At 41.3% G+C, this 26,679-nt stretch carries 22 protein-coding genes and 2 pseudogenes; 21 read left to right on the top strand and 3 right to left on the bottom strand.

What is annotated here, in order from left to right:
* The first annotated feature begins 184 nt into the window (after positions 1-184).
* From EKM61_RS02600 to tyrS, 4 genes are all read left to right on the top strand, one after another.
* Positions 185-646 (top strand): CinA family protein, encoded by a 462-nt coding sequence (locus tag EKM61_RS02600; RefSeq protein ID WP_068222647.1) that lies wholly within the window; start codon positions 185-187, stop codon positions 644-646.
* A gap of 102 nt (positions 647-748) precedes the next feature.
* Complete coding sequence (locus tag EKM61_RS02595; protein ID WP_143445938.1) at positions 749-1,081, top strand: hypothetical protein; 333 nt, start codon at positions 749-751, stop codon at positions 1,079-1,081.
* Between the two features lie 120 nt (positions 1,082-1,201).
* On the top strand, positions 1,202-1,777 hold the full coding sequence (locus tag EKM61_RS02590; protein ID WP_068222653.1) for an NADPH-dependent F420 reductase: 576 nt from the start codon (positions 1,202-1,204) through the stop codon (positions 1,775-1,777).
* A gap of 415 nt (positions 1,778-2,192) precedes the next feature.
* Positions 2,193-3,449, top strand: coding sequence for a tyrosine--tRNA ligase (gene tyrS / locus EKM61_RS02585; protein ID WP_068222656.1), 1,257 nt, complete (start codon positions 2,193-2,195; stop codon positions 3,447-3,449).
* 451 nt (positions 3,450-3,900) lie between these two features.
* Here tyrS and EKM61_RS02580 read toward each other — a convergent pair.
* Positions 3,901-5,285: pseudogene (locus tag EKM61_RS02580) on the bottom strand (APC family permease).
* Between the two features lie 561 nt (positions 5,286-5,846).
* Here EKM61_RS02580 and EKM61_RS02575 point away from each other — a divergent pair.
* The 8 genes from EKM61_RS02575 (at position 5,847) to EKM61_RS02540 (ending at position 15,678) form a co-directional block, all read left to right on the top strand.
* Positions 5,847-6,587, top strand: a complete 741-nt coding sequence (locus tag EKM61_RS02575) for a DUF975 family protein (RefSeq protein WP_068222658.1) — start codon at positions 5,847-5,849, stop codon at positions 6,585-6,587.
* A 997-nt stretch (positions 6,588-7,584) separates the two neighbouring features.
* Positions 7,585-8,760 (top strand): chorismate synthase, encoded by a 1,176-nt coding sequence (aroC, locus tag EKM61_RS02570; protein WP_068222661.1) that lies wholly within the window; start codon positions 7,585-7,587, stop codon positions 8,758-8,760.
* A gap of 15 nt (positions 8,761-8,775) precedes the next feature.
* Entirely contained in the window at positions 8,776-10,068 is a 1,293-nt protein-coding gene (gene aroA, locus EKM61_RS02565; RefSeq protein WP_068222667.1) for a 3-phosphoshikimate 1-carboxyvinyltransferase, read from the top strand.
* A gap of 163 nt (positions 10,069-10,231) precedes the next feature.
* Positions 10,232-11,521 (top strand): phosphopyruvate hydratase, encoded by a 1,290-nt coding sequence (gene eno / locus EKM61_RS02560; protein WP_068222676.1) that lies wholly within the window; start codon positions 10,232-10,234, stop codon positions 11,519-11,521.
* Between the two features lie 578 nt (positions 11,522-12,099).
* Positions 12,100-13,446 (top strand): NADP-specific glutamate dehydrogenase, encoded by a 1,347-nt coding sequence (gene gdhA / locus EKM61_RS02555; protein ID WP_068222680.1) that lies wholly within the window; start codon positions 12,100-12,102, stop codon positions 13,444-13,446.
* 3 nt (positions 13,447-13,449) lie between these two features.
* Positions 13,450-14,310, top strand: coding sequence for a pyridoxamine kinase (locus tag EKM61_RS02550; protein ID WP_068222682.1), 861 nt, complete (start codon positions 13,450-13,452; stop codon positions 14,308-14,310).
* Between the two features lie 4 nt (positions 14,311-14,314).
* Positions 14,315-14,869, top strand: coding sequence for an ECF transporter S component (locus EKM61_RS02545; protein WP_068222684.1), 555 nt, complete (start codon positions 14,315-14,317; stop codon positions 14,867-14,869).
* 233 nt (positions 14,870-15,102) lie between these two features.
* Positions 15,103-15,678 carry a guanylate kinase gene (locus EKM61_RS02540; protein ID WP_068222686.1) on the top strand — a complete coding sequence of 192 codons (576 nt, stop codon included), beginning with the start codon at positions 15,103-15,105 and terminating at the stop codon, positions 15,676-15,678.
* 148 nt (positions 15,679-15,826) lie between these two features.
* On the opposite strand, the gene EKM61_RS02535 is transcribed toward EKM61_RS02540, so the two are convergent.
* Positions 15,827-16,024: a hypothetical protein gene (locus EKM61_RS02535; protein ID WP_068222688.1), complete on the bottom strand. Its 198-nt coding sequence runs from the start codon at positions 16,022-16,024 to the stop codon at positions 15,827-15,829.
* 330 nt (positions 16,025-16,354) lie between these two features.
* Here EKM61_RS02535 and EKM61_RS02530 point away from each other — a divergent pair, with 330 nt between their 5' ends.
* From EKM61_RS02530 to EKM61_RS02490, 9 genes are all read left to right on the top strand, one after another.
* Positions 16,355-16,786 carry a Fur family transcriptional regulator gene (locus EKM61_RS02530; protein ID WP_068222690.1) on the top strand — a complete coding sequence of 144 codons (432 nt, stop codon included), beginning with the start codon at positions 16,355-16,357 and terminating at the stop codon, positions 16,784-16,786.
* A 175-nt stretch (positions 16,787-16,961) separates the two neighbouring features.
* Positions 16,962-17,468: a hypothetical protein gene (locus EKM61_RS02525; protein WP_068222695.1), complete on the top strand. Its 507-nt coding sequence runs from the start codon at positions 16,962-16,964 to the stop codon at positions 17,466-17,468.
* Positions 17,469-17,489: 21 nt separating this feature from the next.
* Positions 17,490-18,434, top strand: coding sequence for a DUF6681 family protein (locus tag EKM61_RS02520; RefSeq protein WP_068222702.1), 945 nt, complete (start codon positions 17,490-17,492; stop codon positions 18,432-18,434).
* A 295-nt stretch (positions 18,435-18,729) separates the two neighbouring features.
* The gene (locus EKM61_RS02515; protein ID WP_068222705.1) at positions 18,730-19,914 is read left to right on the top strand and encodes an aminotransferase class I/II-fold pyridoxal phosphate-dependent enzyme; all 1,185 of its coding nucleotides are present in this window, start codon (positions 18,730-18,732) and stop codon (positions 19,912-19,914) included.
* A gap of 17 nt (positions 19,915-19,931) precedes the next feature.
* Positions 19,932-20,921, top strand: a complete 990-nt coding sequence (locus EKM61_RS02510; RefSeq protein ID WP_068222708.1) for a D-2-hydroxyacid dehydrogenase — start codon at positions 19,932-19,934, stop codon at positions 20,919-20,921.
* Between the two features lie 880 nt (positions 20,922-21,801).
* Entirely contained in the window at positions 21,802-22,536 is a 735-nt protein-coding gene (locus EKM61_RS02505) for an amino acid ABC transporter ATP-binding protein (RefSeq protein WP_100071502.1), read from the top strand.
* Between the two features lie 14 nt (positions 22,537-22,550).
* Positions 22,551-23,378, top strand: a complete 828-nt coding sequence (locus tag EKM61_RS02500) for a transporter substrate-binding domain-containing protein (protein ID WP_068222710.1) — start codon at positions 22,551-22,553, stop codon at positions 23,376-23,378.
* 2 nt (positions 23,379-23,380) lie between these two features.
* A complete protein-coding gene (locus EKM61_RS02495; RefSeq protein WP_068222713.1) occupies positions 23,381-24,019 on the top strand; it encodes an amino acid ABC transporter permease in 639 nt (212 codons plus the stop codon).
* 18 nt (positions 24,020-24,037) lie between these two features.
* Entirely contained in the window at positions 24,038-24,694 is a 657-nt protein-coding gene (locus EKM61_RS02490; RefSeq protein WP_068222715.1) for an amino acid ABC transporter permease, read from the top strand.
* Positions 24,695-25,137: 443 nt separating this feature from the next.
* Here EKM61_RS02490 and EKM61_RS02485 read toward each other — a convergent pair.
* Positions 25,138-26,345: pseudogene (locus EKM61_RS02485) on the bottom strand (IS110 family RNA-guided transposase).
* Positions 26,346-26,679: the final 334 nt, after the last annotated feature.

Raw genomic sequence — 26,679 nt, 5'->3', positions numbered from 1 at the left:
ATCTTACTTTGATTAAATAAAGAATAAAAAATCAATCTATGAGAAAGATCTATTTACACAAAAGATTTGACAGTTTCGAAAAAAAGTAGGTTTGCAAAAAACGTAATTGATAATTTGTGGGAAAAAATACATGTGGCAATAGTTGTTCTTTTTTTGAACGTTCTTTTGAAAATGAGGTGTATAAATGGAATTTTCTGAATTAACACAACTTTTAGCAGAACGAGGATTAACCTTAACTGCAGCTGAAAGTTTGACTGGTGGTCAATTTCAAACCCAATTGGCGGCAACTGAGGCGGCTAGTGACGTTTATCCAGGGGGCTTTATCACTTATTCAAGCGAATCAAAAACGCAATTGCTGGGCGTGGCGCCGAAATTGATTCGGCAGTATGGTGTCGTCAGTAATGAGGTTGCGCAACAAATGGCAATTAAGGCCCAAGATCTGGCGGCGACGGACTACGCGATTTCTTTTACGGGCGCCGCTGGTCCGGAAGCGCTCGCTGGTGAGCCGGCGGGAACTGTTTGCATTGGTCTGGTTGGTCCCAATTTACAAATGGCAAAGAAGTACTATTTTAAAGGCGAAGTAAAGCATGTTTTAGCACAAACTTGTGAAATGGGTCTAACGTTAATTGGGGAAAAGTTAGTTTAAGGCCGTCAGTAAAATTCTACATTCTTTAATTACAATTTTGCCTAATGAACAGTTGTAAATAAGGTATAGGGTATTTGACTCCGTGAGTGAGAGGGGCTAATAATGAGTGGATATAATAAAAGGTGGTTATATTTAATGCTTAACTGCTTAATGGTGGCCGGCGTAGGGATGCTGCTGCAATCAAACGTGTTTGGGTCCGAACAAACTGATAGTAACGTCAATTCGGGTCAAGTTGATTTATCTTCCCAGCCGCTGGAGACAAAGAAACCGCACTTAGTCAGTAAACCAAATCATTCTGAGGTAAGAAACCTAGCAGTTGAACGTCTGCCGCGAACGCAATCACAACAAGAAAATTATCTAATTTGGGTAGGCGGCGGCCTTGTGCTTATTGCAATCGGCTTAGGTTGGTATAAACGTCGACCTGATAAGAATTAGTTTCTTTAAAATCTGCATCTAGATAGAATTAATTGAAAAACGAGTAAGTAAAAATCGGTACTAGTAAAATTAGTTTGTAGTAAAATGAAGTTGATTTAAAAGTTTTTAAGGAGGCCGATTATGAAAATTGGAATTTTAGGAGCTAGTGGCCAAGTTGGCACGGCTTTAAAAGAGAATTTAACGACGAATGGCTATACACCATTGCTTGGTTCAAGAAAGGCAACAGCCGATTACCAAACCAATGCCGATGTGGCTAAGGCTGCTGATTTACTAATCTTAGCGGTTCCTGGTCAGACAGTGCTTGATTTGGCCAAGCAGTTAAAGGCCGATTTGAAGGGTAAGATTTTGGTTGACGTGACTAACGCCATTACTAGTGACTTTTCTGGTCCAAAAACTTTCGCTGGCAAGTCACAAACCCAGTTACTTCAAGAAACTTTACCGGATACGGCAGTTGTTAAGGGCTTCAACCAAACAGGCTCTGCCAACATGATTAAGCCAGAGGGCAGCGTTCAATTCTTTGCTGGCGACGATCAGGCTGCAGTGAAACAAGTAACGGATTTGGCTAAGCAAATGGGCTTTGTACCCCAGGCACTATCGTTGCAAGATAGTCCACTTCTAGATAGTCTAGGCTTCCTCTGGATTAAAGCGGCGATTCAGCTTAACAAGCAGCCCAATTTGAAATTCTACTTGAAGTAGTGAATCTAAAAAAGAGGGCCTATTAGCGTACCTAAACCGATTACGTCAATATTGATTATGTCCATAAAAAGGGACTGACTGGTTGATTAACGCGTTCTGGGTGGCGGCTTGACAGGCACCGCGGCGTAAGCTATAGTGAACTTAATTTCATAACGGACATAAGAAGTACAGTAGTGGCGTAACTAATCGTTCAGAAAGTTAGTGGTGGCTGAAAACTAACCGAAGTTACAACGCGAATTACACTTTTTACGCGGATGTCACGGGTCATTTCGATACAAATGAAAGAGTGATAGCAGTAGCTATAACTTTGGGTGGTAACGCGGAAAAATTTCGTCCCTGATCAAGTTTTTGACTTGGTCGGGGACTTTTTTTGTTAGTTATGATAATTTTAAACAGTATTAACGGAGGTTATAAAATGACGGAGAATATTATTGATGAACTTAAGTGGCGGGGCGCCGTTAACCAAACGACGGATGAAGCTGGGTTGCGCGAATTAACGAGTGAAAAACAGATTGGTTTATACTGTGGCGTTGATCCAACCGGCGATAGCTTACATATTGGACACTTGATTCCGTTCATGATGTTGAAACGATTTCAACTAGCTGGCCATCATCCAGTGATTGTTATTGGTGGGGGCACCGGCGCAATTGGCGATCCATCAGGTAAAAATTCAGAACGTGTTTTGCAATCGATGACTCAAGTTCAACACAATCAGGATCATTTATCCGCGCAAATGGAGAAATTATTTGGCACGGACAATTTTCGGATTGTTAATAACTATGATTGGTTATCCAAACTTTCTTTATTAGATTTTCTACGGGATTACGGTAAATTATTTAACGTAAATACGATGTTGAATAAGGAGGTTGTGGCCAGTCGTTTGGAAGTTGGTATTTCGTTTACTGAATTTACTTATCAAATTCTGCAATCAATTGATTTCTTACACTTATACCGCCATGAAGACGTTCAACTACAAATTGGTGGCGCTGATCAGTGGGGAAACATTACGGCCGGAATTGATTTAATTCATAAGCAAGAAGGTGCTGATGCAAAGGCCTTCGCGTTGACAATCCCACTGATGTTAAAGGCCGATGGGACTAAATTTGGGAAGACCGCTGGTGGGGCAGTTTGGCTTGATCCGGAAAAGACGTCACCTTATGAATTTTATCAATTCTGGTTAAACCAAGATGATCGTGATGTTATTAAATATTTGAAATACTTTACTTTCTTGTCGCAAGAAGAAATTGCTGCCTTGGCCGATAAGGTTAAAACACAGCCAGAAAAACGAGAAGCCCAACGTCGTTTAGCCCAAGAAGTTACCAAATTTGTGCATAGTGAGGCTGCTGTTAAGCAGGCCGAACATATTTCCGCAGCGCTTTTCTCGGGGGATTTAAAAGAATTAACTGCGGCGGAAATCGAGCAAGGTTTCGCGGATGTGCCATCAATGACGATTTCAACAGAACCTAATAATGTTGTTCAGTTTTTGGTTGATACCGAGATTGAAAAATCTAAGCGTCAGGCTCGTGAGGACGTCACTAATGGCGCCATTACAATTAATGGTGACCGAATTCGGGATCTGGAATTCACTGTTGATCCTGCGGCTGCCTTTGATGGCCGCTTTGTGATTGTTCGCCGGGGTAAGAAACGTTATTTCTTAGCACGTGTGAAATAGTTCGCTAATTTAGAGTAAAAAATAGGGTTGCTGGCAGAATTAATTTTGCCAGCAACCTTATTTTTTGGTAACGTGTTTGAAAATTGAGCTTCTGTAGTTAATTCGAGCACCAAACAGTCGCTTTCATAAATAATTCGGTGATTTAGGGATGCTTTGTTATAGTCTGGAGAACTTTAAATGGGACAAAAATCGCCAAACTAAAACACTGTCTTCAGAATCTAGTTCACGTTTGGAAAATGCTCTCACTAGTATTTTTCGGACTAATTTAATGTAAACGTGTTTGAAAAAGCAGATTCCTGCGGTTAGCTACAACAGCCAAATCACCTTTTTCAAAGGTAATTCGGCTGTTTAGGCTGCGACTCGGACTTTGGTTTATCCTAGTCCGATCGACAACGTTAGTAATCCTCAGAATCTAACCGCCTTTTCAAACACTCCTAGCCGCCTTTTCAGATTAAGAAATATTTTCGTGGTGAATGCCGTAAGTGAAGTAAATGAGTAGTCCAATGGCAAACCAAATCAACGAAGCAATCCAGGTTTCTGCGGGTAAGATGGCCATTAAACCAATACAAAAAATTGCGGAAATAATTGGTAGAACGGGTGACAAAGGAACTTTAAAACCAGTATTTTTGATTTCCTTGTGGCGGCGTAACGGAATAATGCCGATGGAAATGAAGGTAAAGGCGATCAAAGTACCAATGTTAACTAAGTTGGTTAATTCGTCTAGTGGAATTAGGCCACCTAAGATAGAAATAATGATCGTCACCAGAATTAAACTGTGCTGAGGTAAATGCGTTTTACTTTGTAGTTGGCCTAAAAACTTTGGCAGTAAACCATCACGGCCAATTGAGTACACCAAGCGTGAACTGCTGTAAATCATAGTGATCATCATGGTAAACATACCGGCCAGGGCACCGATTGAAATGATACCGGCAACCCAATTTTGCCCAACCTTTTGCAGGGCGTAGGTCACTGGGTTAGCAACGTTTAAGTCTTTATAAGACACCATGCCAGTTAAAACGGCGGAAACTAAAATGTATAAGATTGTCGCCACAATCAGTGTTCCAATGATACCAATCGGCATGTTACGCTGAGGATTTTTGACCTCGGCGGCAGAAGACGAAACGGCATCAAAGCCTAAATAGGTAAAAAAACGGTTGAAGCACCTTTAAAAATGCCCTTAACGCCAAATGGTAAGAAGGGGTGCCAATTAGCCGGTTTAACGTAGAAGGCGCCGACAAGTAAGAAGATGACAATGATCGTTATTTTGACGATGACCATTACGTTATTGATCCGAACAGATTCCTTCATCCCGTGACTAAGCATCCAAGTGATTAGCCAAACGATTAAAACGGCAAAAAGGTTAAGGTAAGTTCCGTGAGCCGGATCAAAGGGGCCACTAAATATTTTAGGGATTTCTAGGCCAAAGCCCTGTAAAAACGAGGAAAGGTAAGCCGAGAATCCTGTGGACACAGCGGCCACAGCCAACATATACTCAAGGATGAGCGCCCAGCCTAAAACCCAGCCAGTAAATTCTCCAAAAACAACGTTTCCGTAAGAATAGGCCGAACCGGCAATGGGCATGGCCGAAGAAAATTCAGCGTAACACATAGCAGCAATTGAACAAACAATGGCGGCGACGACAAATGACAATACGATGGCCGGGCCGGCCTTCAACGCGGCAACGGTTCCTGGCAAGATAAAAATACCAGTACCGATAACCGCCCCAATACCCAAGGACATCAGATCGAAAGCATTCATTGATTTAACAAACTGTTTATCTTTAGCCAAATACTTATCGAGACTCTGTTTTTTTAACATTTTGTCCCAAACTGACATAAAACTTCACTCCTTCACCAAACAACCGAATAAATTAAGGCTTAATGTCTATAATCTTAGCATAGCCGTTAGTTTATGAAAAGAAAATTAAAACACTCAGTCGACTTTAATTTTACGGATAATGAGGGCCTCGTTAAATTAGGTGGTTTTTGGCAGTTTTTTATGGTTGTGATTTTTTGATTATGTAGTATAAACGTGTTTGAAAAAGCAGATTCCTGCGGTTGCCATGTTTCAACTTGGCGGTTTTCGCCGTAGTTGAATGGACAACGGATGAAGCATCAAGATTATTAGCGTGTTTTTGCTAATAATCTTCAATTGCGGAATAGTAGCTACAACAGCCAAATCACCTTTTTCAAAGGTGATTCGGCTGTTTAGGCTGCGATTCGGACTTCGGTTCATCTTAGTCCGATCGACATCGTCAGTAATCCTCAGAATCTACCACTTTTTCAAACACTCTGGCAGCTTTTTTGTCTTTACCCACTTAAAACAGTTATAATTGATTATCATGAGTTGGGGTACAAAGTTTAGAATTGATTTGATCTTAGAAACGAGGTAAATAGCGTGAAAACAAGACGTGAGTTAAAGGAACAGTCCAAGGATTTATTGCGCGGTAATTGGCTTAATGGTATTTTGTTGAATCTAATTCCAACGATTATTCAATTAGTACTCATCGCTGCATTTATTGTAGCGTTGGGCTGGATGGGCTTTAACTTAAATGATGTTAAAGAATCAATTAGTCATGCGGCTGACTATTCCACTAATGGTGGCAATAACGGTGGTAATATGATTGGTAGTATTGTTTCAACGGTTTTCTTAGTCGGAATTCAGTATACTTTCTTAGATTGGGTGCGTAATCGTGATTATGAAGTTCATCCATTACGGGATGCCTTCCAAGTTTTCTCACAACCCTATTTTTGGGGGACAATTGGTTTGTTCTTTATCCAAATGATTTACGTTTGGTTATGGTCACTCCTATTTATTATTCCTGGAATTGTTAAATCCTATGCGTATAAGCAAAGTTATTTTGTCTATAAAGACCGACGAGATGTATCGGGCGACGCACCAGTTAGTTTCTTAGGTAGTATTACTGAGAGTCGGGCGTTGATGTATGGTCACAAAATTGATTATTTTGTGCTGCAACTAAGCTTTTTAGGTTGGGACATTTTATCGGTGATCACCTTTGGTCTTGGTTTCCTTTGGTTGAATCCATATAAAAACGCAACCTACGCGGGTTACTACGATGAATTAAAACGCGCACGCGATGAACAAATAAAGACAGAACCAAAAGTGATTGAACATTAAAAAAGAGAGAGTGGCCCAAGAAGCGTTTAGATTTTGAGGATTAGCCTAAGAAGTCACTTTTGCTGTGAAACAGCTAAAGCGACTTCTGTAGCTAACCGCAGAAATCTGCTTCTTGGGCCACGTTTGCTGCAGGTAAGAAGTGCCTAGATTTTGAGGATTACTAACGATGTCGATCGGACTAGGATAAACCGAAGTCCGAGTCGCAGCCTAAGAAGACACTTTTGCTGTGAAACAGCTAAAGCGACTTCTGCAGCTACTATTCCGCAATTGAAGATTATTAGCAAAAACACGCTAATAATCCTGATGCTTCATCCGTTGTCCATTCAACTACGGCAAAAACCGCCAAGTTGAAACATGGCAACCGCAGAGATCTGCTTCTTGGACCACGTTTACACCAAATTATAAGCAGGCACTTTATCTGTTAAATCTCCCCGTAAAACCGAGTATATAAAATGGCATCAGGATTTTTATCCTGATGCCATTTCTATCTACAATAATTTATATTCTGGTGCTCCTTTAAGGACGTAAACTAATTTTTATACTTTTCAGAGCCTTCAAGCACTAAAAAGGCGCGGGGCAACTAGTTTTAAGACGTCAGTCAACCAAATCTTTCAACACTATTAATGATAGAGATAAGTTGTGAAGAAATTATGAATAAAGACTAATAAATTAGTAAAGAAATCGGTTACTTAATTTTGGGGCCTGATATATTTTTACTGGAAATTTTGTTGACCGGCAAGTAAATAACTTGGCCGCGCCTTAATCAAGTAGTCAAACACGGTTACACCAAAATAGTTAGGAAAATACTAATAAAGGTATTTTCCAAACACGATCTAGTTAAATGGCCAGTATTGAATTTGTGGCTTAGTACTTCAATTCGAAAGAAAACAGCGTTCATCCTTTTTGACCATTCGCTAATTAATTTCCACAAGGTCGTTGACTTATGCTAAGCTAATAGCAATAAAAATGAGTTTAAGATGAGAAAGGTGGCAATAAAATGCGCTACACAACAGCAGGTGAATCACACGGTCCACAACTAACGGCAATTATTGAAGGAATTCCCGCCGGCCTAATGGTTTCGGTGGAACAAATTAATGCTGATTTAAAACGACGGCAGCAAGGTTACGGCCGTGGAAATCGAATGAAGATTGAGTCTGATCAGGTTCAGATCACATCTGGCATTCGTCATCAAAAAACCTTGGGTTCACCAATTACACTTCAGGTGACTAACCGCGACTATGCTCATTGGGATGAGATTATGAGTCCCACGGCCGAAGCCACGGCGGCCAACTCAGTTCGGCAAGTAACCAAGCCGCGGCCGGGGCACGCTGATTTGGTCGGTGGCGAAAAATATCAACACGCGGACTTGCGAAATGTTTTGGAACGCTCCAGTGCACGGGAAACAACGATGCGGGTTGCAGTTGGTAGTCTCTGCAAACAATTACTTCAAGCGATTGGTGTCGAGGTATTAGGTTTTGTTCAGCAATTAGGAACGGTGAAAGCCGATTTAACTAAATTACCAAAAATTAGTAATTTGAAAGCACTAGCGGCGGTGACCAATGCCAGCGATGTCCGTACTTATGACGCAGCCGCAGCCGCTGAAATGCACAGCCTAATTGATCAAACAAAAAAGGCTGGTGATACATTAGGCGGTGTTGTTGAAGTGCTTGCCACTGGTTTGCCGGTTGGTCTCGGTAGCTATGTCAGTGCCGATACGAAACTTGACGCTAAATTGGCCCAGGCAATTATTAGTATCAATGCTTTTAAAGGGGTTGAGTTTGGGGATGGCTTTAGTTTGGCGGATCATCCTGGTAGTCAGGATATGGATGAAATCTTTTATAGCGAAACTAAAGGCTTCTACCGCGGCAGTGATCATCTCGGCGGTTTTGAAGGTGGGATGACTAACGGAATGCCGCTAGTCATTAAAGGGGTTATGAAGCCAATTCCAACGTTATATAAACCACTGCGTAGTGTCGATATTCACACTAAAGAGGCATACGTTGCTAACGTGGAGCGTTCGGATACGACGGCGGTACCTGCCGCTGCAGTTGTAGCCGAGGCAATGGTGGCGATTACGCTAGCGCAGGCCGTTTTGGCGAAGTTTGACGCCGACGCCTTACCTCGTTTGCAAACGCAGGTTAAGGCTTACCATGACGAACTAGCGCAGTACTAGACGAGGAGTAAAAATATGCAAAAAGAATTAGTAACGGCTGCCACGCATTTACAGGGTGAATTAATGATTCCCGGTGACAAAAGTATTTCCCACCGCAGTGTTATGTTTGGTGCGATCGCTCAAGGAACCAGCAAAATTAGTCATTTTCTTTTTTCCGACGACTGTTTACACACAATTAGTGCCTTACAAGCACTTGGCGTTAAAATTCAACGCACCACTGATTCAGTAACGATTGAAGGTGTCGGTTTCAATGGCTTTACACCGGCCAAACAGGCAATTGATCTGGGAAACTCAGGAACGTCCACGCGTCTCTTAATGGGATTGTTAAGTAAACAGCCATTTCCAATAACGTTTAGTGGTGATGCTTCTTTAAGCAAGCGACCAATGCAGCGGGTGATTGCACCTTTACAAAAAATGGGCGCGACAATCACGGCAACGGATGATAACTATTTACCATTAACGATTCGAAGTAATCACAAGTTGACTGCTCTGGACGAAACGATCCCGGTGGCCAGTGCCCAGGTAAAAAGCGCTTTAATGTTTGCGGCCATGCAGGCTGATGAACCATCCCATTTAACTGAGCTGGCGCAGACCCGGGATCATACGGAAAGAATGCTGCGCAAATTTGGCGGGCAGGTAGATATTACGGGGCTAACCCTAACGGTGCCACCGCAACCGCAGCTAAAAGCGCAATCCTTTCGTGTTCCCGGTGATATGTCGTCGGCCGCTTTCTTTATTTTGGCGGCAATATTAGTTTCTAACAGTGAAATACGTCTAAAACAAGTTGGTTTAAACGGAACACGAACAGGATTTTTGGACGTTCTTAGCCGCATGGGTGCTGATATTCGCGTCGAAAATATTGATTCTGACTTCGAGGTTAGCGGTGATTTAATTGTGTCCACTAGCTCACTTAAGGCAACTGAAGTGGGCGGCACAGAAATTCCCAATGTTATTGATGAGATTCCGTTAATCGCACTGGCGGCAACCCAGGCCCAAGGAACGACCGTCATTAAAGATGCCGCAGAACTGCGGGTTAAGGAAACTGATCGGATTGCCACTGTGACAGCTGAGCTCCGCAAGCTAGGTGCCCAGATTGAAGAACAACCTGATGGGATGGTGATTACAGGGCCAACACCTTTGAAGGCTGTTACCAGTGATCAACTTGATAGTCATGGTGACCACCGCATCGGTTTGATGTTGGCCGTCGCCGCTTTAATCAGTCAAGGCCATTTGACCTTAAATGCTGCTGAGGCGATTAATGTTTCGTATCCGGCCTTTTTTACCGATTTAACAAACCTACTTAACTAGGGGTTAGGAAGCGCTTTTTAAAGTTATTTTTAAAAAAGCGCTTTCCAAAGTTGTCAATCAAAAAATAAGGTGCTAACATATTAAGTGAAATTATGTGGTGGGGCAACGTCTGCTTTTGACGTTACTTACATACGCAACGTTCTTTTAAGGAGGAAACAATTTTATGGCTAAATCAGCAGTAATTGAAAGTGTCAAAGCTCGCGAAGTTTTCGATTCTCGTGGTAACCCAACTGTCGAAGCTGACGTTATCTTAACAGATGGTACATTAGGTCGCGCATCAGTTCCATCAGGTGCCTCAACAGGTGAACTTGAAGCAACTGAATTACGTGACGGTGGCAATCGTGTTGAAGGTAAGGGTGTTAGCAAAGCAGTCAACAACGTTAACACAGAAATCAACGATGCTTTGAAGGGCGTTTCACCTTTTAACCAAGCTGAAATTGATCAAATTATGATCGACCTTGATGGCACACCAAACAAAGCTCGTTTAGGTGCCAACGCTATTTTAGGCGTATCAATGGCAACTGCACGTGCTGCTGCTAATGCATTAGGCACACCATTATACCGTTATTTAGGCGGAGTTAACATTGAATTACCACAAACGTTCCATAACGTTATCAACGGTGGTGCTCATGCTGACAATGGTATTGATTTCCAAGAATTCATGATTACACCTCTTAAGAAGACAAGCTTCCGTGATGGTCTTGAAAAGATTGCTAACACTTACCATACTTTGAAAAAAGTTTTGGAAGATGCTGGTTTCCAAACAGGCCTTGGCGACGAAGGTGGCTTTGCTCCTGACATGAAGTCAACAACTGAAGCTGTTGAAATGCTTTATAAGGCTATCGAACAAGCTGGTTACAAACCAGGCATTGATATCGGTATTGCTTTAGATGCTGCTTCATCAGAATTTTATGATAAAGATGCTAAGAAGTATAACTTCGAAGGCCACAGCTTTAACGCTGACGAAATGGCTAACTACTATAAAGATTTGAAGAAGAAATTCCCAGCAATCATCTCAATGGAAGACCCATTCTCAGAAGACGATTGGGAAAACTTTGCTAAATTCACAAAAGACTTTGGCGACCAAGTACAATTGGTTGGTGACGATATCTTCGTTACAAACCCTTCAATTTTCCGTAAGGGTATCAAGGCCGGCGTTGCTAACTCAATCTTAATCAAATTAAACCAAATTGGTTCAGTTTCAGAAACGATTGAAGCAATTCGCTTAGCTAAGAAGAATGGCTACACAACAATGATCTCACATCGTTCAGGCGAAACTGAAGATCCATTTGTTGCTGACTTTGCCGTTGCCGTATCTGGTGGTCAATTAAAGGCCGGCGCAATGGCTCGTTCAGAACGTATTGCTAAGTACAACGAATTATTACGCATTGAAGAAGAATTAAATGGTCAAGCATCCGTTGCTCAATTTCCAAATGACGTTGACGCTGATTAATTTTTAAAATGAGAGTGTGATAAAAGCATGTTAGCTTTTATCGCACTCTTTTTTTATAAAAATATTATCTCATAGTATTCTTTCCGTATTTTAATTGTGCTATAATGTTATCTATCAGATAATCAGTGATTATTTGGAGAAGCGGTCAAGTTCTACTTCGTAGTGGTTGATGGCCATGACGGGCTTTGTTGCCGAATCTGCTTTTTCAAACACGTACCACTAGTTAATTGATGGTTAAGAGAGTAGTGAATTGTCGTGAATGTGCGAAAGATGAGCAAGTTTGTTGGATGGTGTAGCGGCATTGATTCGGAGTGGGACAAAAGTCGGTTTTTGGTTTTACTGCGTAATGTAAGCTAATCTAATAACCGCACTATGGTTATTGAAAGGCACGTGAACCCAGATTTTTGGCCCACGTCCTAGAATAAGGTTCAGAAAATAGCAGGTGACTAGGTAGGACCTTTATCCCAACCTCTTTGATTACCTGAACATTAGGAAAATTGCTGGCTAACCGTAATTACGAAATAAGATTTACCCACCTTGATCACACTTTGTTTAATACCTTAAGGAGGTTTTTGTTTATGTCTAAAGCAAGCGAATATCTAGAAAGTGTTCAAAAATTAATTGAACAGCGTGACCCTAACCAACCAGAATTTCTTGAAGCTGTGACTAATTTCTTTACAACTATCAAACCAGTATTGGAAAAGCACCCAGAATACGTGGAATCTAATCTACTTGGTCGACTTACGGAGCCGGAACGGGCTTTCCAGTTCCGGGTACCGTGGGTAGACGATCAAGGCCAAGTTCAAGTTAACCGGGCTTTCCGAGTTCAATTTAATTCAGCGATTGGACCTTATAAAGGCGGTTTACGTTTCCATCCAACTGTCAATTTATCGATTATTAAATTTCTAGGTTTTGAACAAATCTTTAAAAACAGCCTGACTGGACTACCAATTGGTGGTGGTAAAGGCGGTAGTGATTTTAATCCTAAGGGTAAGTCTGACGGTGAAGTGATGCGCTTTACGCAAAGCTTTATGACTGAATTGCAAAAACACATTGGTCCTGATTTAGATGTTCCTGCTGGAGATATTGGTGTTGGTGGCCGGGAAATTGGCTATCTTTACGGCCAATACAAACGTCTTAATGGTTCACAAAATGGTATTTTAACTGGTAAGGGACTCAGTTATGGTGGTAGTTTAGCACGGACTGAAGCAACTGGTTTTGGCTTATTATACTACGTTGACGCAATGTTGAAAGATCATGGCCAAACTTTGAATAATAAAAAAGTCAAGGTTTCGGGTGCAGGTAACGTCGCCATTTATGCGGTTCAAAAGGCGGCCGAATTAGGCGCAACTGTCCTAACCGTTTCCGATTCTAATGGTTTTGTTTACGATGAAAATGGAATTGATTACAAAGTTGTTCAACAAATTAAGGAAGTTGAACGTGGTCGAATTAAGGACTACGCTGATCGGGTTAAGACAGCGACTTACCATGAAGGTTCAGTTTGGGACTTTGATGTTGATTATGATCTTGCTTTACCATGTGCAACGCAAAATGAAATTGACGCCAAGCAAGCCAAGCTCGTTGTTAAAGATGGTGCTCAATTAGTGGCCGCTGGAGCAAATATGCCAAGTACTCCTGAAGCAGTAAAAGTTTTCCGGGACGCTAACTTGCTCTATGGCCCAGCTAAGGCTGCCAATGCTGGTGGTGTTGCCGTTTCAGCTCTTGAAATGAGTCAAAACAGTGCCCGTCTTTCTTGGACGTTTGAAGATGTTGACCAACGCCTACAGAAGATTATGCAGAATATTTATCAAGAATCTGCCGATGCTGCTAAAGAATACGGTGTTGAAGGTGATTACCTTGCAGGCGCCAACATTGCCGGGTTCTTAAAAGTTGCGGATGCAATGATGGCCCAAGGAATCGTTTAATCAATGGTTGAGCAGCAAAAGATTTTAATCAGTGAAGATCTTTCTTGTGTCGGTCAAGTTTCGCTGTGCGCATCATTACCGCTTTTTGCCGCACTTGATTTCAATCCCTGTTTATTGCCAACTGCGCTATTATCAACGCATACTGGTGGCTTCGGAACACCAAGTTACCTTGATTTGGCGGCCGAAATGCCACGAATCATCGAACACTGGCAAAGTCTAGACTTAAAATTTTCTGCGCTTTACTTTGGCTATTTAGGTGCCAAACCATTACGGGTTATTTTGCGGCACCTAACTGATTTAAAAACAGAACAGGCCAAGGTCTTAGTTGATCCAGTGATGGCTGATCAAGGTCAACTCTATAGTGGTTTTACACTAGAATACGTTGAACAAATGCGCCATTTGGCCAAACGAGCTGATTTATTAACCCCCAATTTAACCGAAGCACAATTACTTTTAGGTGAAAATATGAGTACGGTACCTTGTACCCTTGCAACAGCTAAGGCACTAGCTCAGAAGTTAACTGAAGTTTTCAGTATTCCGGCAGTTGTTATTACTGGTGTGCCGTTGATTGATGGTACAATTGGTATTATTGGCGCCGAATTGAAAGATTCATTAACGTGGAGTTATCAGCAAAAGCGTTTAACGGGTCATTATTTCGGTACCGGTGATATTTTTGCTAGTGTATTATTTGGCGGTGTATTGCGCGGTCTAGCACTGCGAACGGCCACTGAAGTTGCTCTAAAATTTGTTACAGAGGCAATTAAGCGAACGCAAGTAGCAGGAAGTGACGTTCGCTACGGTGTTAACTACGCGGCGGGGATTACTGAATTAATTGAAACCGTGCAAAAAAGACAAGAGGAGTAAGTAGATGCGACAGAAAAACTCATTACGAGCAGTTATTTTTACTGGCCTATTTGCCGCAATCATCTTTATTGGAATTTCCGTTTTACGAATTCCGGTTCCGGCACTAGTTGGCCGCCCATTTATTCATTTTGGAAATGCACTGACAGTACTTGCCATTTTATTTCTAGGCGCGCGTAATGGTGCAATTGCTGGTGCAGTTGGGTTGGGTGGTTTTGATTTATTAAATGGTTACGCGGCGACTTCGTGGCTAACCGTTTTAGAAGTTTTAGTTATTGCTTTAGTTGTGCACACAACTTACCGGCTGTTTAAATTTGATGATCGGACCAGCCATATTGTCACAATTGGGATTGTAGCAGGTGTCACTAAGATTTTTACTTCTTATTTGGTTTCAATCGTTGAAGCCTTAATGGCGGGAACTCTTTTTAAAGTTGCCGTAGTCTCAGCTTTTCTTAGTTTACCGGCAACGATCATTAATTCTATTTCAACGGCGATTATTGTGCCAATACTATATTATTTATTACGTGGTGCATTTAGAGCTACTGGAAGTAGAATGAACTAATCTTTGTTCCGCATTTCAAATAAGAATTATAAAGGACTGTGCCAAGATTTATTTTTGGCGCGGCCCTTTTTTGTATTCAATTAGAGAGTGTTTGCAAAAGCGTTCAGGTTCTACTTCGTAATTGTAGCGTAAAAGCCGAACGTCTTTTTAAAAATTCTTGCAGCAAAATTGATTGCACTCTTTTTTCGTTACCGTTAAGATAGGGTTATTAGCTAATTTAAAGGAGTCGGAAAATGACGGGACAACGATTATTTGTGATTACTGGGGCGACCGGGAGTGGTAAAACTACGGTGAGTCATTATTTGAGCCAAGCTTACAATATTCCGCGGGTAGTAACGCACACAACGCGTCCACCACGCCACGCCGAAACCAATGGCGTTGATTATTATTTTGAAACACCAACCACTTTTGCAATGAACCACTTTATCGAACGGGTGACGTACGCCGATTATAGCTATGGCTCATCGCATGAAGGGTTGGCTAAGGCTTGGCAGAAAAATAATTTTGCAAGTATTGTTTTGGATACTAAGGGTGCAGCAACTTACGTTAAAACACTTGGAACGCGAGTTGTTTTAATTTATTTAATGGTTGATGATCCGAAAGTGCTTGTTCAGCGCCTAAGCCAGCGTGGTGATAATACTAAGATGATTGCCCAGCGGTTGGCAAGTCAAGAATATCAGCGGGATTTAATCATTCCGGCGGCATTAAAAAAAGCTGCTCACGTCATTATTAACGACGATTGGCAGCAAGCTAAGCAACAGACTGATCACTTGATGACGCAAATCAAGCAAGAGGTAGTAGCTGATTAGGGAGTGTTTGGAAAGGCGTTTAGGCTAATCCTTAGAATCTACCTTTTCAAACACGGTTACATTAAATTAGTCTAGAAAATACTAGTGAACATATTTTCCAAACACGACTTAAGCATTTATGTATAAAGAGAAAGCCCTTGAGCTTTCCTTAGGCAGTTTGATCTTGACTATTTCCCTTAAAGGAATCTATGTGCTGTGTTTGAACGGTCAATTTACGAACTGCGTCATCAATTGTGATACCACTGGCAATTTGCTCAGGATGTTGCTTACTCGTTGCGTAGAAAATCTGCTGCTCGGTATCCAAAGAAATGCGGTACCAGCTATTTGAAAAGTTTCCAAATTTCATATTTAAAGCCTCCTTGATCAGTTAAGGTACAATGTTTAACTGATTTTTATGTGTAATAACAATAGCATACAACCATTTTTTTAGAAGAACAAGTTTTTTGTTTATCAATTATAATTGTTTTAAGAAATTGCTTACATTTAGCATAGGACTTTTTTTAATGTTATGCAAGTGAAAAGAGTAACAATCTAATGGATCCGTTTTAGACTGGCATTCGTGGTGCGATGTCTGATCAAGCAACTTTTTTTATTGGAACAACTATGCTAAACTTGGTTAGATAATTTTTAAACAATAATGATTACGTTTTACAATAGATGGTGAAAGGGGCTTCCTATGCAAGTAAAAGGGAATGCATTAACCTTATTGAAACAAAATGGGTATAAGGTCACTAAGCAACGGCGGGATATGCTGCTTTATCTAAGTCAGTTTCAGCACAGCTACATTAACGTTACGGCCGTGGATGGTCATATGCGCGCCTTATATCCAGGTATGAGTCATAATACGATTTATCGAAATATTAAAGCTTTTGCCGAAATTGGAATTGTGGAGCAACGCAATCGTGGTGAACAGGCAACCGTCAAATACCAATGTGATTTTGAGCACCCACACCACCACCATTTTATTTGCCGAAACTGTGGTAAGGTAATCGAGCTTGCCATGTGCCCGTTGGATTTCTTTTCTGAACAGATTCCTGACTGTGAAATTGACAGCCATAACTTTGAACTTTACGGATTATGTGGCACTTGTAAGCAAAAGTTAAAGTAGGCCGTTGTTAAATTGCGGTATAATAATTATGTTGAAACGTAGAAGTTAGACTTTATGCCTGGCCTCTTTTTTGTTTACTAGCAAACCACACATTCTTTAATGAATTCTTTAGCTTTTAGTCAAGCTTTCTATGCATTTATATGGTTTAATAAAATTAAATGAGGGGGAATTGACAATGGCATACCGAACGCCGCCATTTATCACGCCATTTGCGATTGTTTCAATCGTGCTTGGTTTAGCAGCGACTAACGTTGTCGCTGACAAAGTTGCACCAGTCAAGCAGGAACAGACAACAACTAAAACAAATAATGATAGCTCAGCCGCTACGTCATCAAGTAGTCACTCAGAAGCGTCTTCTTCACGGGACAGCAGGGCCAGTGAATCTACTAGCGAACCGGCTGAGAGTAGCAGTAGTGTGACAGCTTCGACACCAAGCACAAGTAGTGATCAGGCCAACCAAACATCAACTGATCAAACTAGCGGGGCCGCAACCACTGATGCTAGTTCGGCCAGCGATAAGGCGACGACGGGCAGTACAGCCGCCAGCAGTTCTAGTACGCCAACTACGGCTAGTTCGGCGACAACTACAGGTGGGCAAGACACACAAAATTCAACTTCCCAAAATCAAACCGGAACAGGTACCACTGGAGCAACGCAGGATACAACCACAACGGCGAACTAATCTGGAAAGGAGGAATTATTTGTGCTTAGTCTTTTAGATATGCTTAATCACTATTTAGGCTTTTTTAATATGAACGTTAAGCTGAAAAACCGTGTTTATACCATTCTAGGTATCTTAGGTGATATTTATATTGGTTATTTGGCTTTCCATTTTTTACGGCTGCAAGTTTGGGGACGGGGATTATTATTTATGCTCTTATTCTTTGTTTTGGCCTATTTCTTAACCTTAAACGTAATTTATTACTTTACAACTAAAACTGCGAAATTTGATATTTCACCTAAAATTGAAAAAATGTTAGGTGGTAAGGCAGCCTCAGCCAGTGACGATCCAATGCTTGGAAGTGGTAAAGCGAATGCGACGGCTGGTCGGACAAGAGTTATGCCAGCAGCAGGCCTTTTTAATCAGGATAAACTCTTACCGGCGAAAGTGACGGTGGATGAATTAACTCAACAGAATATTAATGAAATGGTCACTAACTTAGTTGCTAGTGGGTACCTTAGTCTCAATTATGGTGGACTTTCGGATGAGGCAATTTACCGCCACGCCCATGCTAATCCTGAGCCATTTTACGCAATTGGTGAAGCCACGCCATTACCATTTTACGAAATGCGCCAAGAAGGCGATCACCTTTACGTTTATGCTGGTAAAAATGCGATTGATAGTCTTAATGTTGGCGAAATTAGCTCAATTGGTCTCATGCAAGTGCAAGATGCGCAAAATCAGTACCAACTTGTGCTGGCCAATGCTTATTTGACAGGCGGTCCGTATAAGGTTGCCGGCCGTTCAGGGGTAATGGCAGGGAATAATCCTTATAGTGTTGCGGTTCAAGTTGCCTACCGTGATAAGAACGCACCCCAAGAAAAACCAACCAGATTAACCCAGGCACAAACTCAGACACAAACGGTTACGCAAACAACTAGTCGCGAGCCACAGGCACCTAGTCGCCGGGCACGGCATCAACGTTAATGCCGATTTTAAGTTTAACTTGACGTAATCTAATAGTAAGGTTAGAATTAAGATAGTTAATTTAAGGAGTTTTTAATATGCAGCTAATCAATGTACAATTAAATAACTACTTTTACTTTTGGTATTTCGCGTAGACTATGCGGCCAGAAGTGTTTTAACGTGTTTTGACCACATAGTGCAGAATTAATTTCCGCTGTGTGGGCTACCTTAATGAATTAGCCAATTATCAACCACAGCGGAATTAGTCGCTGTGGTTTTTTTATTACAAATTTTGGTAGCAGGAAGGATGATTGAGATGCAAGAAGATAAGTTAAGTGCACTAGTCAAACTGTTAAAGCCTGAGGTGGCAGCGGTTAAGCCCTCCTCAATTTTAAAATTCAACCAAGATATTTCGAAGATCCCGGGAATTTTAAAACTAACGTTGGGGGAACCAGACTTTACAACACCAGAACACATTAAGGCCGCCGGTGTTAGTGCTATTGAACAAAATGACAGTCATTACACTAATTCAGCGGGGAAAATTGAGGTTCGGCAGGCCACGGCAAATTACTTAGCAACAAAGTACAACGTGCATTATGATCCGGCCAGCGAAATTTTGGTGACGGCGGGGACCACTGAGGCCATTTTTTCGGCGCTAACAACGATTGTTTCAAAAGGTGACGAAGTATTAATTCCAACACCAATTTTTCCACTTTACATACCAGATACAACTGTGAACCAAGGTGTGCCAGTCTTTATGGATACGTCGGCTAATCATTTTGTTTTATCGCCAGAGCTATTGGCAACAACGTTAAAAGATCATCCCCGGGCCAAGGTGCTTGTACTAAATTACCCAACCAATCCAACGGGTGTAACTTATCGGCGCAAGGACTTGGAGGCGTTGGCCAAAGTATTACGTCAATACAATGTTTTTGTATTATGTGATGAAATCTACAGTGAATTAACTTATGGAGAGCCGCACGTTTCCATGGCTGAGCTTTTGCCGGAACAAACGATTTTACTCAATGGTGTGTCTAAATCCCACGCGATGACTGGCTGGCGGATAGGTGTCTTGGCGGCACCAGCAGCTATTGCTCAGGAGATTGGCAAAGTGCATCAATTTGCGATCACTAGCGCGACCACGGTTGCACAAGATGCGGCCTTAGAGGCTTTTAAAAACGGCTTAAATGACGGTCAAGAGATGAAACAGGCTTATGAAAAACGCCGCGATTACTTATTCACCGCCTTACAGGCGATTGGCTTTGAGTGCGTTAAACCAGAAGGGGCTTTTTACCTATTTGTTAAAATTCCGGCAAGTTTGCCTCAGGACAGCTTTAAATGCTGTTATGAATTAGCCCAGGAGGCCAAGGTGGCCTTGATTCCTGGTGCTAGCTTCGGTGGCGGTGGTGAAGGCTACGTTCGCATTAGCTATGCAGCTAGTCTGACTGACCTTAAAGAAGCTGTTAAACGCTTAAAAAATTATTTGGTCCAGAAATCGTAAATTAGGAGAAGATAATAATGAAAATATTAATGTACAGCGTTCGTGATGATGAGATGCCCGCAATTAATGCTTGGGCCAAACGCAACCAAGTCACTGTGGCCACCAACCAGGAAGACATGAGCAGTCAAACAGTTGGATTAGCGCAAGGCTACGATGGTGTTGTTATTGTGCAGCACGCGGCAATTGACAGTGCTGTCGTTTACCAAAAGTTACACGAATACGGCATTAAACAACTTGGCTTACGTAGTGCCGGTTACGACGTGGTTGATTTACCGGCCGCCAAGGCTAATGATTTAATCGTGACCAATGTTCCTGCTTACTCACCACGTTCTGTCGCTGAATATTCGTTGGCCCAAACTTTCCGTTTAATTCGCAATCTAGAATTATTCGATGCTCGAGGCGCCCACCAAGATTTCCGTTGGGGCGGTTTGATTGCCCACGAAATCCACACGTTAACAATCGGTATTATTGGTGCTGGCCGAATTGGTGGAACTGCTGCCCGACTGTTCCACGCCTTAGGAGCCACAGTGCTGGCAAATGATCTGGTTGAAAATGATGATTTAAAGGATGTTTTGACCTACGTTGATAAGGAAACACTATTAAAAAAGGCCGATGTCGTTGATTTGCATCCAGATTTAAATCCTAGCTCAACACACTTATTAAGTACGGCGGAATTTCAGTTAATGAAGCCTAGTGCTGTTTTGATTAATGCTTCTCGTGGGCCAGTGATCGATACAAAGGCCTTAGTTACGGCTTTAAAAGAAAAGCAGTTGGCTGGGGTTGCGATTGACGCAATTGAAGGTGAGCAAGAATTTAATAACTTTGATTTAACTGGTAAAACGATTAAAAATCAGCAATTTGTTGAATTGCAGAAGATGCCTAACTTGATTTTAACGCCCCATATTGGTTTTTACACTAACGTTGCGGTTCAAAATATGGTCGATATTAGTTTGGATGATGCCAAAAAGATTATCGAAGGTGGTCAGGCAACACATCCAGTGGAATAGGGCGTGTTTGGAAGAGCACCCAGATGCCAGATATAAATTGGATACGTGTAATATTAAGTAATAAAGGAAATGGAAGCGACTAGGGCAAAAGAGCTAGCTACTTCCATTTCTTTTATTACTCTAGAACGTGGGCCAAAAGTCTGGATTAGCCTACTAAACCCAAAACCAACTTTCGTGCACTCCTTCTTTTATTAATTTTAATAAAAAACCAGCACTGAGTTAAATGAATGGCCATTTGGTTTAGTGGCACTTTAATAAAAAATATCTATTCAATTAGTTAAGCGCTTGATTATGCTAAAACACAGCTTCTTTAATTCTTGAAAAATAAGATTTTTCTCATTTTGCTCAAATATGACAATTATTACACTAAAGTAAGCCAATTTAATTTGCGCTGAGATTAAAAATAAATTAAAATTGAAATGTAACTTTGGCTTTTAACTATATTTAAAAAGGTTGGGTCTTTGTTATTTGAGTACTGCTAGGAGATCACTTTCTGGTTCAAAGGATTCTTAGAATCTAGGGAGTGTTTGGAAAAGTGTTCAGATTCTACTCTGTAATTGATGATTATTACTGGCTTCGCTGCCGCTGGCGATCGGACTAGGATAAACCGAAACCTGGGTCGCGGCCTAAAACGCTAATAATCTTGATGCTACGAACGATGGCCATTCTTGTGGCAAAGTTTAAGGATCACAGCTATAAAGTCCGTAACTGTCCGCGACTAAGTTCGGCGCGGACACCGCAGGAATCTGTTTTTCAAACACAGTTACGCTAAACTAGTGAGGTAAATACTAGTGAGAGTATTTGCTGAACACTCCCTAATGACGGAAGAATACACTTTACCTAGCCGTGCTCGGTGAGTTTAGTTTGGAGGGAAATTTTTATGTCAATGATTGAATTTCACAACGTTGAAAAGTACTTCGGCGATTTTCACGCCTTAAAGAACATCAACCTTACAATTGATAAAGGCGAGGTTGTCGTGATTATCGGGCCATCAGGTTCGGGCAAGAGTACGTTGCTCCGCTCTATTAATGGATTAAACACAATTTCTTCAGGAAAATTAGTGATTAATAATTTTGATATTGCAGATAAAAAGACCAATATGAACAAGATTCGGCGGGATGTCGGAATGGTTTTTCAGCACTTTAATTTGTACGCTAATAAATCGGTACTAGAAAATGTTACTTTGGGACCGCGGCTAGTTTTAAAAGAAAATGAAGAGCAGAGTAAAAAAGAGGCCATGGATCTGCTTGATTTGGTTGGACTGGCTGATAAGGCCGAGTCATTACCAAGTATGTTGTCTGGTGGGCAAGAGCAGCGAGTTGCGATTGCGCGTAGTTTAGCAATGAAGCCACAGGCACTATTATTTGATGAACCAACTTCCGCGCTTGATCCAGAAATGATCGGTGATGTGCTGGATGTTATGAAAAAGGTTGCCCATGAAGGGATGACCATGGTTGTCGTTACCCACGAAATGGGCTTCGCGCAGGAAGTTGCTAACCGGCTGATCTTTATGGCTGATGGTGAAGTTTTGGAAGATGATGATACTAAATCCTTCTTTGCTCATCCAAAAGAAGAACGGGCACGGCAGTTCTTAAGTAAGATTATTAACCACTAAGGAGGCGAGGGACAATGAAAAAGTTTGTCCGTTATCTTTTACCGATTGCCTTCCTGTTTAGTTTGGTTTTAATTTTAAGTGGGTGCGGTAAAAAGAGTTTGTCGCAACAAGACGTGTTAACAAATGATCGTCAAAGTAAAACGATTACTTGGGGCGTTAAGGCAGATACACGTTTATTTGGTTTAATGAATATTAAAAATGGTAAAGTTCAAGGTTTTGATATTGATATGGCCAGGGCGATTACTAAACAAATCCTGGGTAAGGATGGTAAGGCCAAGCTTGTTCAGGTAACGAGTAATACCCGGATTCCGTTATTAAAGAATGGGAATGTCGATGCTTTGATCGCGACAATGACGATTACGCCAGATCGTGCAAAGGTCGTCGATTTCTCAGAACCATATTTTCACGCTGGCCAAGCCATTCTGGTCAAAAAAGGTAGTTCAATTAAGAACATCCGTGATTTAAACTATAAGGGCGCCCAAATTTTAGGTGTTCAAGGCTCAAATTCAGTTCAAAACGTTAGAAAGTACGCACCAAAAGCAAATATCTTGGAGTTATCTGATTACGCCCAGGCCTTTACTGCGTTGAAATCTGGTCAAGGGGTTGCCTTAACAACGGATAATGGGATTCTTTACGGGATGTCCGTGGAAGACCCTAATTACGTTGTTGCTGGTGGTGCTTTTACCAAGGAACCATACGGCATTGCCGTTAACAAGGGTCAAAAACCATTTTTACGCAAAGTTAATGCTGCGGTTAAGCAGATGAAAAAGACTGGTGAATACCAGAAGATTGTTAATAAATGGTTCGGCAATGTCCAAGGCTTTGAAGAAGGGGGTAATTAGGTATGATTAATATTTTGGTTCGTTATTGGCCGGAATTATGGTCAGGCTTACTATCTACCCTAGGTTCAAGTTTATTAGCTTTGGTGGGTAGTTTGATTTTAGGGACACTCTTTGCCTTTATGGAAATCAGTTCGCATCGATGGGTTAAATTTATTGGCCGGGTTTACGTTGAGGTTTTTCGGAATATTCCATTGTTGGTTGTTACGATGTTCTTTTACGTGGTTATTCCCATGTTTATTGCTAAAGTAAACGGATTTACTGCCGGTACAATTGGTTTAACAATTTACACATCGGCATTTATTGCGGAAACCGTTCGGGCTGGAATTGAGGCCGTTGATACTGGACAGATGGAAGCTGCCCGTTCAACTGGTCTTACTTACACTCAGGCAATGGTTCAGATTATTTTTCCGCAGGCAATTAAGATCACGATTCCACCGCTGGGCAATCAGTTCATTAATTTAGTGAAGAATTCGTCTGTATTAGCCTTTGTTGCTGGTTTTGATTTGATGTACCAAGGCAATGTTGTGGCAGCAACGACGTTTAATACGTCGGACACATACTTGGCGGTTGGTTTAATGTACTTAATTTTGACTTTACCGTTAAGTTACTTCATGCGTTATCTTGAAAAACGGTTGGCCTAGTTGAAGGAGGAATTGTAAATGCATAACTTTATCCAAGCTTATTCATGGCTCAATATCCGCTACCTTCTTGAGGGACTCTGGGTCACAGTAGAAGTTTCAGTACTTTCAATTATTTTTAGTTTCATTATTGGCGGGTTACTTGGTATTTTACGCTATGTTAAAATCAAATACGTCTCGGCAATTATTGGGTTTGTGATTGATATTATTCGTAATTTGCCATTACTATTGATCTTATTTTTCACTTATTTTGGATTGCCAAATTTAGGCTTTAAGCCAGAAGTTATTCCGGCTGCAATTTTAGCAATGACGGTGTTTGAGTCGGCAATGGTCGCCGAGATCATCCGCAGTGGGATTGTTGCCGTTGATGCAGGACAGATGGAGGCCGCTCGGAGTAACGGAATGACCTATGTTCAAGCAATGTGGCATATTATCTTACCACAAGCAATTAGAAAGATGATTCCACCGTTAGTTAGTCAGTTTGTTTCGTTAATCAAGGATACATCACTGGCAACGATCATTATGTTACCAGAGTTGATGTACCACGCCCAGATTATCTACGGACAAAACTCTAATTATGTCTTGCCGATGTTCTTGGCTTTGGCTGTTTTGTACTTTATCGTTTGTTACGCGTTGTCCTTGTTGTCACGGGTACTAGAGAAACGATTGAGTGCTTAAATTAGATTTGATTTAAGTGGCAATTGAATTTAGGAAAATAAATAACGGTTAGGCCAATTTAGGCTTAACCGTTATTTTTGTCTGAGGCTGGGACAAAAAGTCCTAGCCTCTTACTGTTTCCGAACATTGCTCTAGAACGTGCGCCAAAAGTCTGAATTTACGTGCCTAACTACAGCTAATTCAATAACCATAGTACGGTTATTGGATTAGCTTACGTTACGCAGTAAACCCAAAACCGACTTTTGTCACACTCCCTATTCCTACGCTTAGTCAAGCACTAGATTCTAGGATTTTGATTTTGAATTGTCGTTTGACTCTAACCGTGTTAGGAATCAACGAACAACGTAAAAATTTGAATAGACTAAATAAGCCTCAATATTATGCTTTAAAAATATTGAAGAATGAACTATCATGCAGTTATGGAGTGACTTAACTCCGGATTTTTATTGGGACTTCGAGTCCGTGTACGCATAGACGTACTTAGTGTCCGCCATTACCATGGCATAGAGACACTTTAATGTCCTGTTCATACAGGCAACAGTTGCGACCTTATCTCGTTTCGGGAGGGGTCGCTTTTTTAATTTGTAGTAGTAATCGACAATGTGGTTAGGTGCTGTCGCCTGTAATCGAATCATATTACGCACAATCAGGTAGACCAACGCTCTACCGTGAGGATTACCACGCTTATTAATGTGATCTTGACGCTGATATCGTCCGGATTGATAACGATTTAAATCAATACCAATGTAGGCGTTCAGCTGATTAGCATTATCGAATCTAGTAATATCACCTAACTCGCCGAGTAGCTGTGCTGCCGATAGCGGACCAATTCCCGGCATTGAAATGTAAATTTTGTAGGCTGGAATTGGTTGTGCTAAGGCTTCCATCTGAGTAATCAAAAATTTTTTTTCTTGGTCAAATCAATTAGTTGGCAACAATAGTACTGAACTTCTTGAACTTGAATACTATCTGCATCAGTGGCTGGATAACTATGTTGAGCGAATTCAAGTAATTTTTTGGCATACTTCAAGCCTTTGGTTTTCGATAATTTTTTAGCGGTTTGGGCCATCAATTTATTCTTTAGACGCGTTTGCGATAGGCCTTGAAGAAAATCAGGGTGCGGGAACAAAGAAATAACATTTAGGGCCAGCTTTGAAACCCGGTTTTTAAATAGCTGTTCCTCCTCAGGAAAGGTCTGATCCAACGCTGTATAAAGTCTCACCTGTTTCAATTTAATTTCAGCAATAATTTGGCCATAAAACCTCGCTAGTTCGCGTAATTGGCGATAGTTTTTTGACCACGTACCAGTCAGGCGAAAGTTATTATCCATCACTGTCTGGGCAATTTTATGGGCGTCTAGTTGATCCGTTTTAACTCGGCGCAGATTTTCAGATCGTAGGTGGACCTCTAGTGGATTTAGTTGAACATAGGGGAAATGATTATCTTGGCAAAAACGAGCCACCGGCCGCGAATAAACACCAGTGGCCTCAAAATAAAACACAGGATTATCAGCCGAAGCCGCAACCTTTTTAAGCTGTTGGAAGCCAACTTGATTATGTGAACAATCGAATTCACGTAAACAGCGTCTGCCTTGATACCAAACAATGTAGCTATGATTCTTTGAAACATCCAACGCGATAACATCAGACAAAATATCGCTTCCTTCCAAAAATGATGAAGCTATTTCTATCACGTTCAACGTGTTATATCATTTCCTAAACACGGCCTCGAGGGTCCTCAAGCTTAAATCATATTTGTGCGTTGAAAGTGATGGAGGTCTTTTTAAATTACGGACTCGAAGTCCCAGGGAGTATGTTCGACCTTAGCTTCACTCTCAGTGTAACCAAAAAAAGTTCTGATATTAATCGATTTTCATCGATTAACATCAGAACTAATCTTAGATTGTTTGTCTGGTAAATTTAACGAGTGTTTTGGAACTTGGTCGTGTTTGGAAAAACAGATTTCTGCGGATGCCATGTTTTTGC

It is taken from the genome of Loigolactobacillus backii, from assembly GCF_003946275.1.
Taxonomy (GTDB): Bacteria; Bacillota; Bacilli; order Lactobacillales; family Lactobacillaceae; genus Loigolactobacillus; species Loigolactobacillus backii.
Note: the sequence above shows the minus strand (reverse complement) of the source record. Positions and strands in the feature narration are given on the sequence as shown.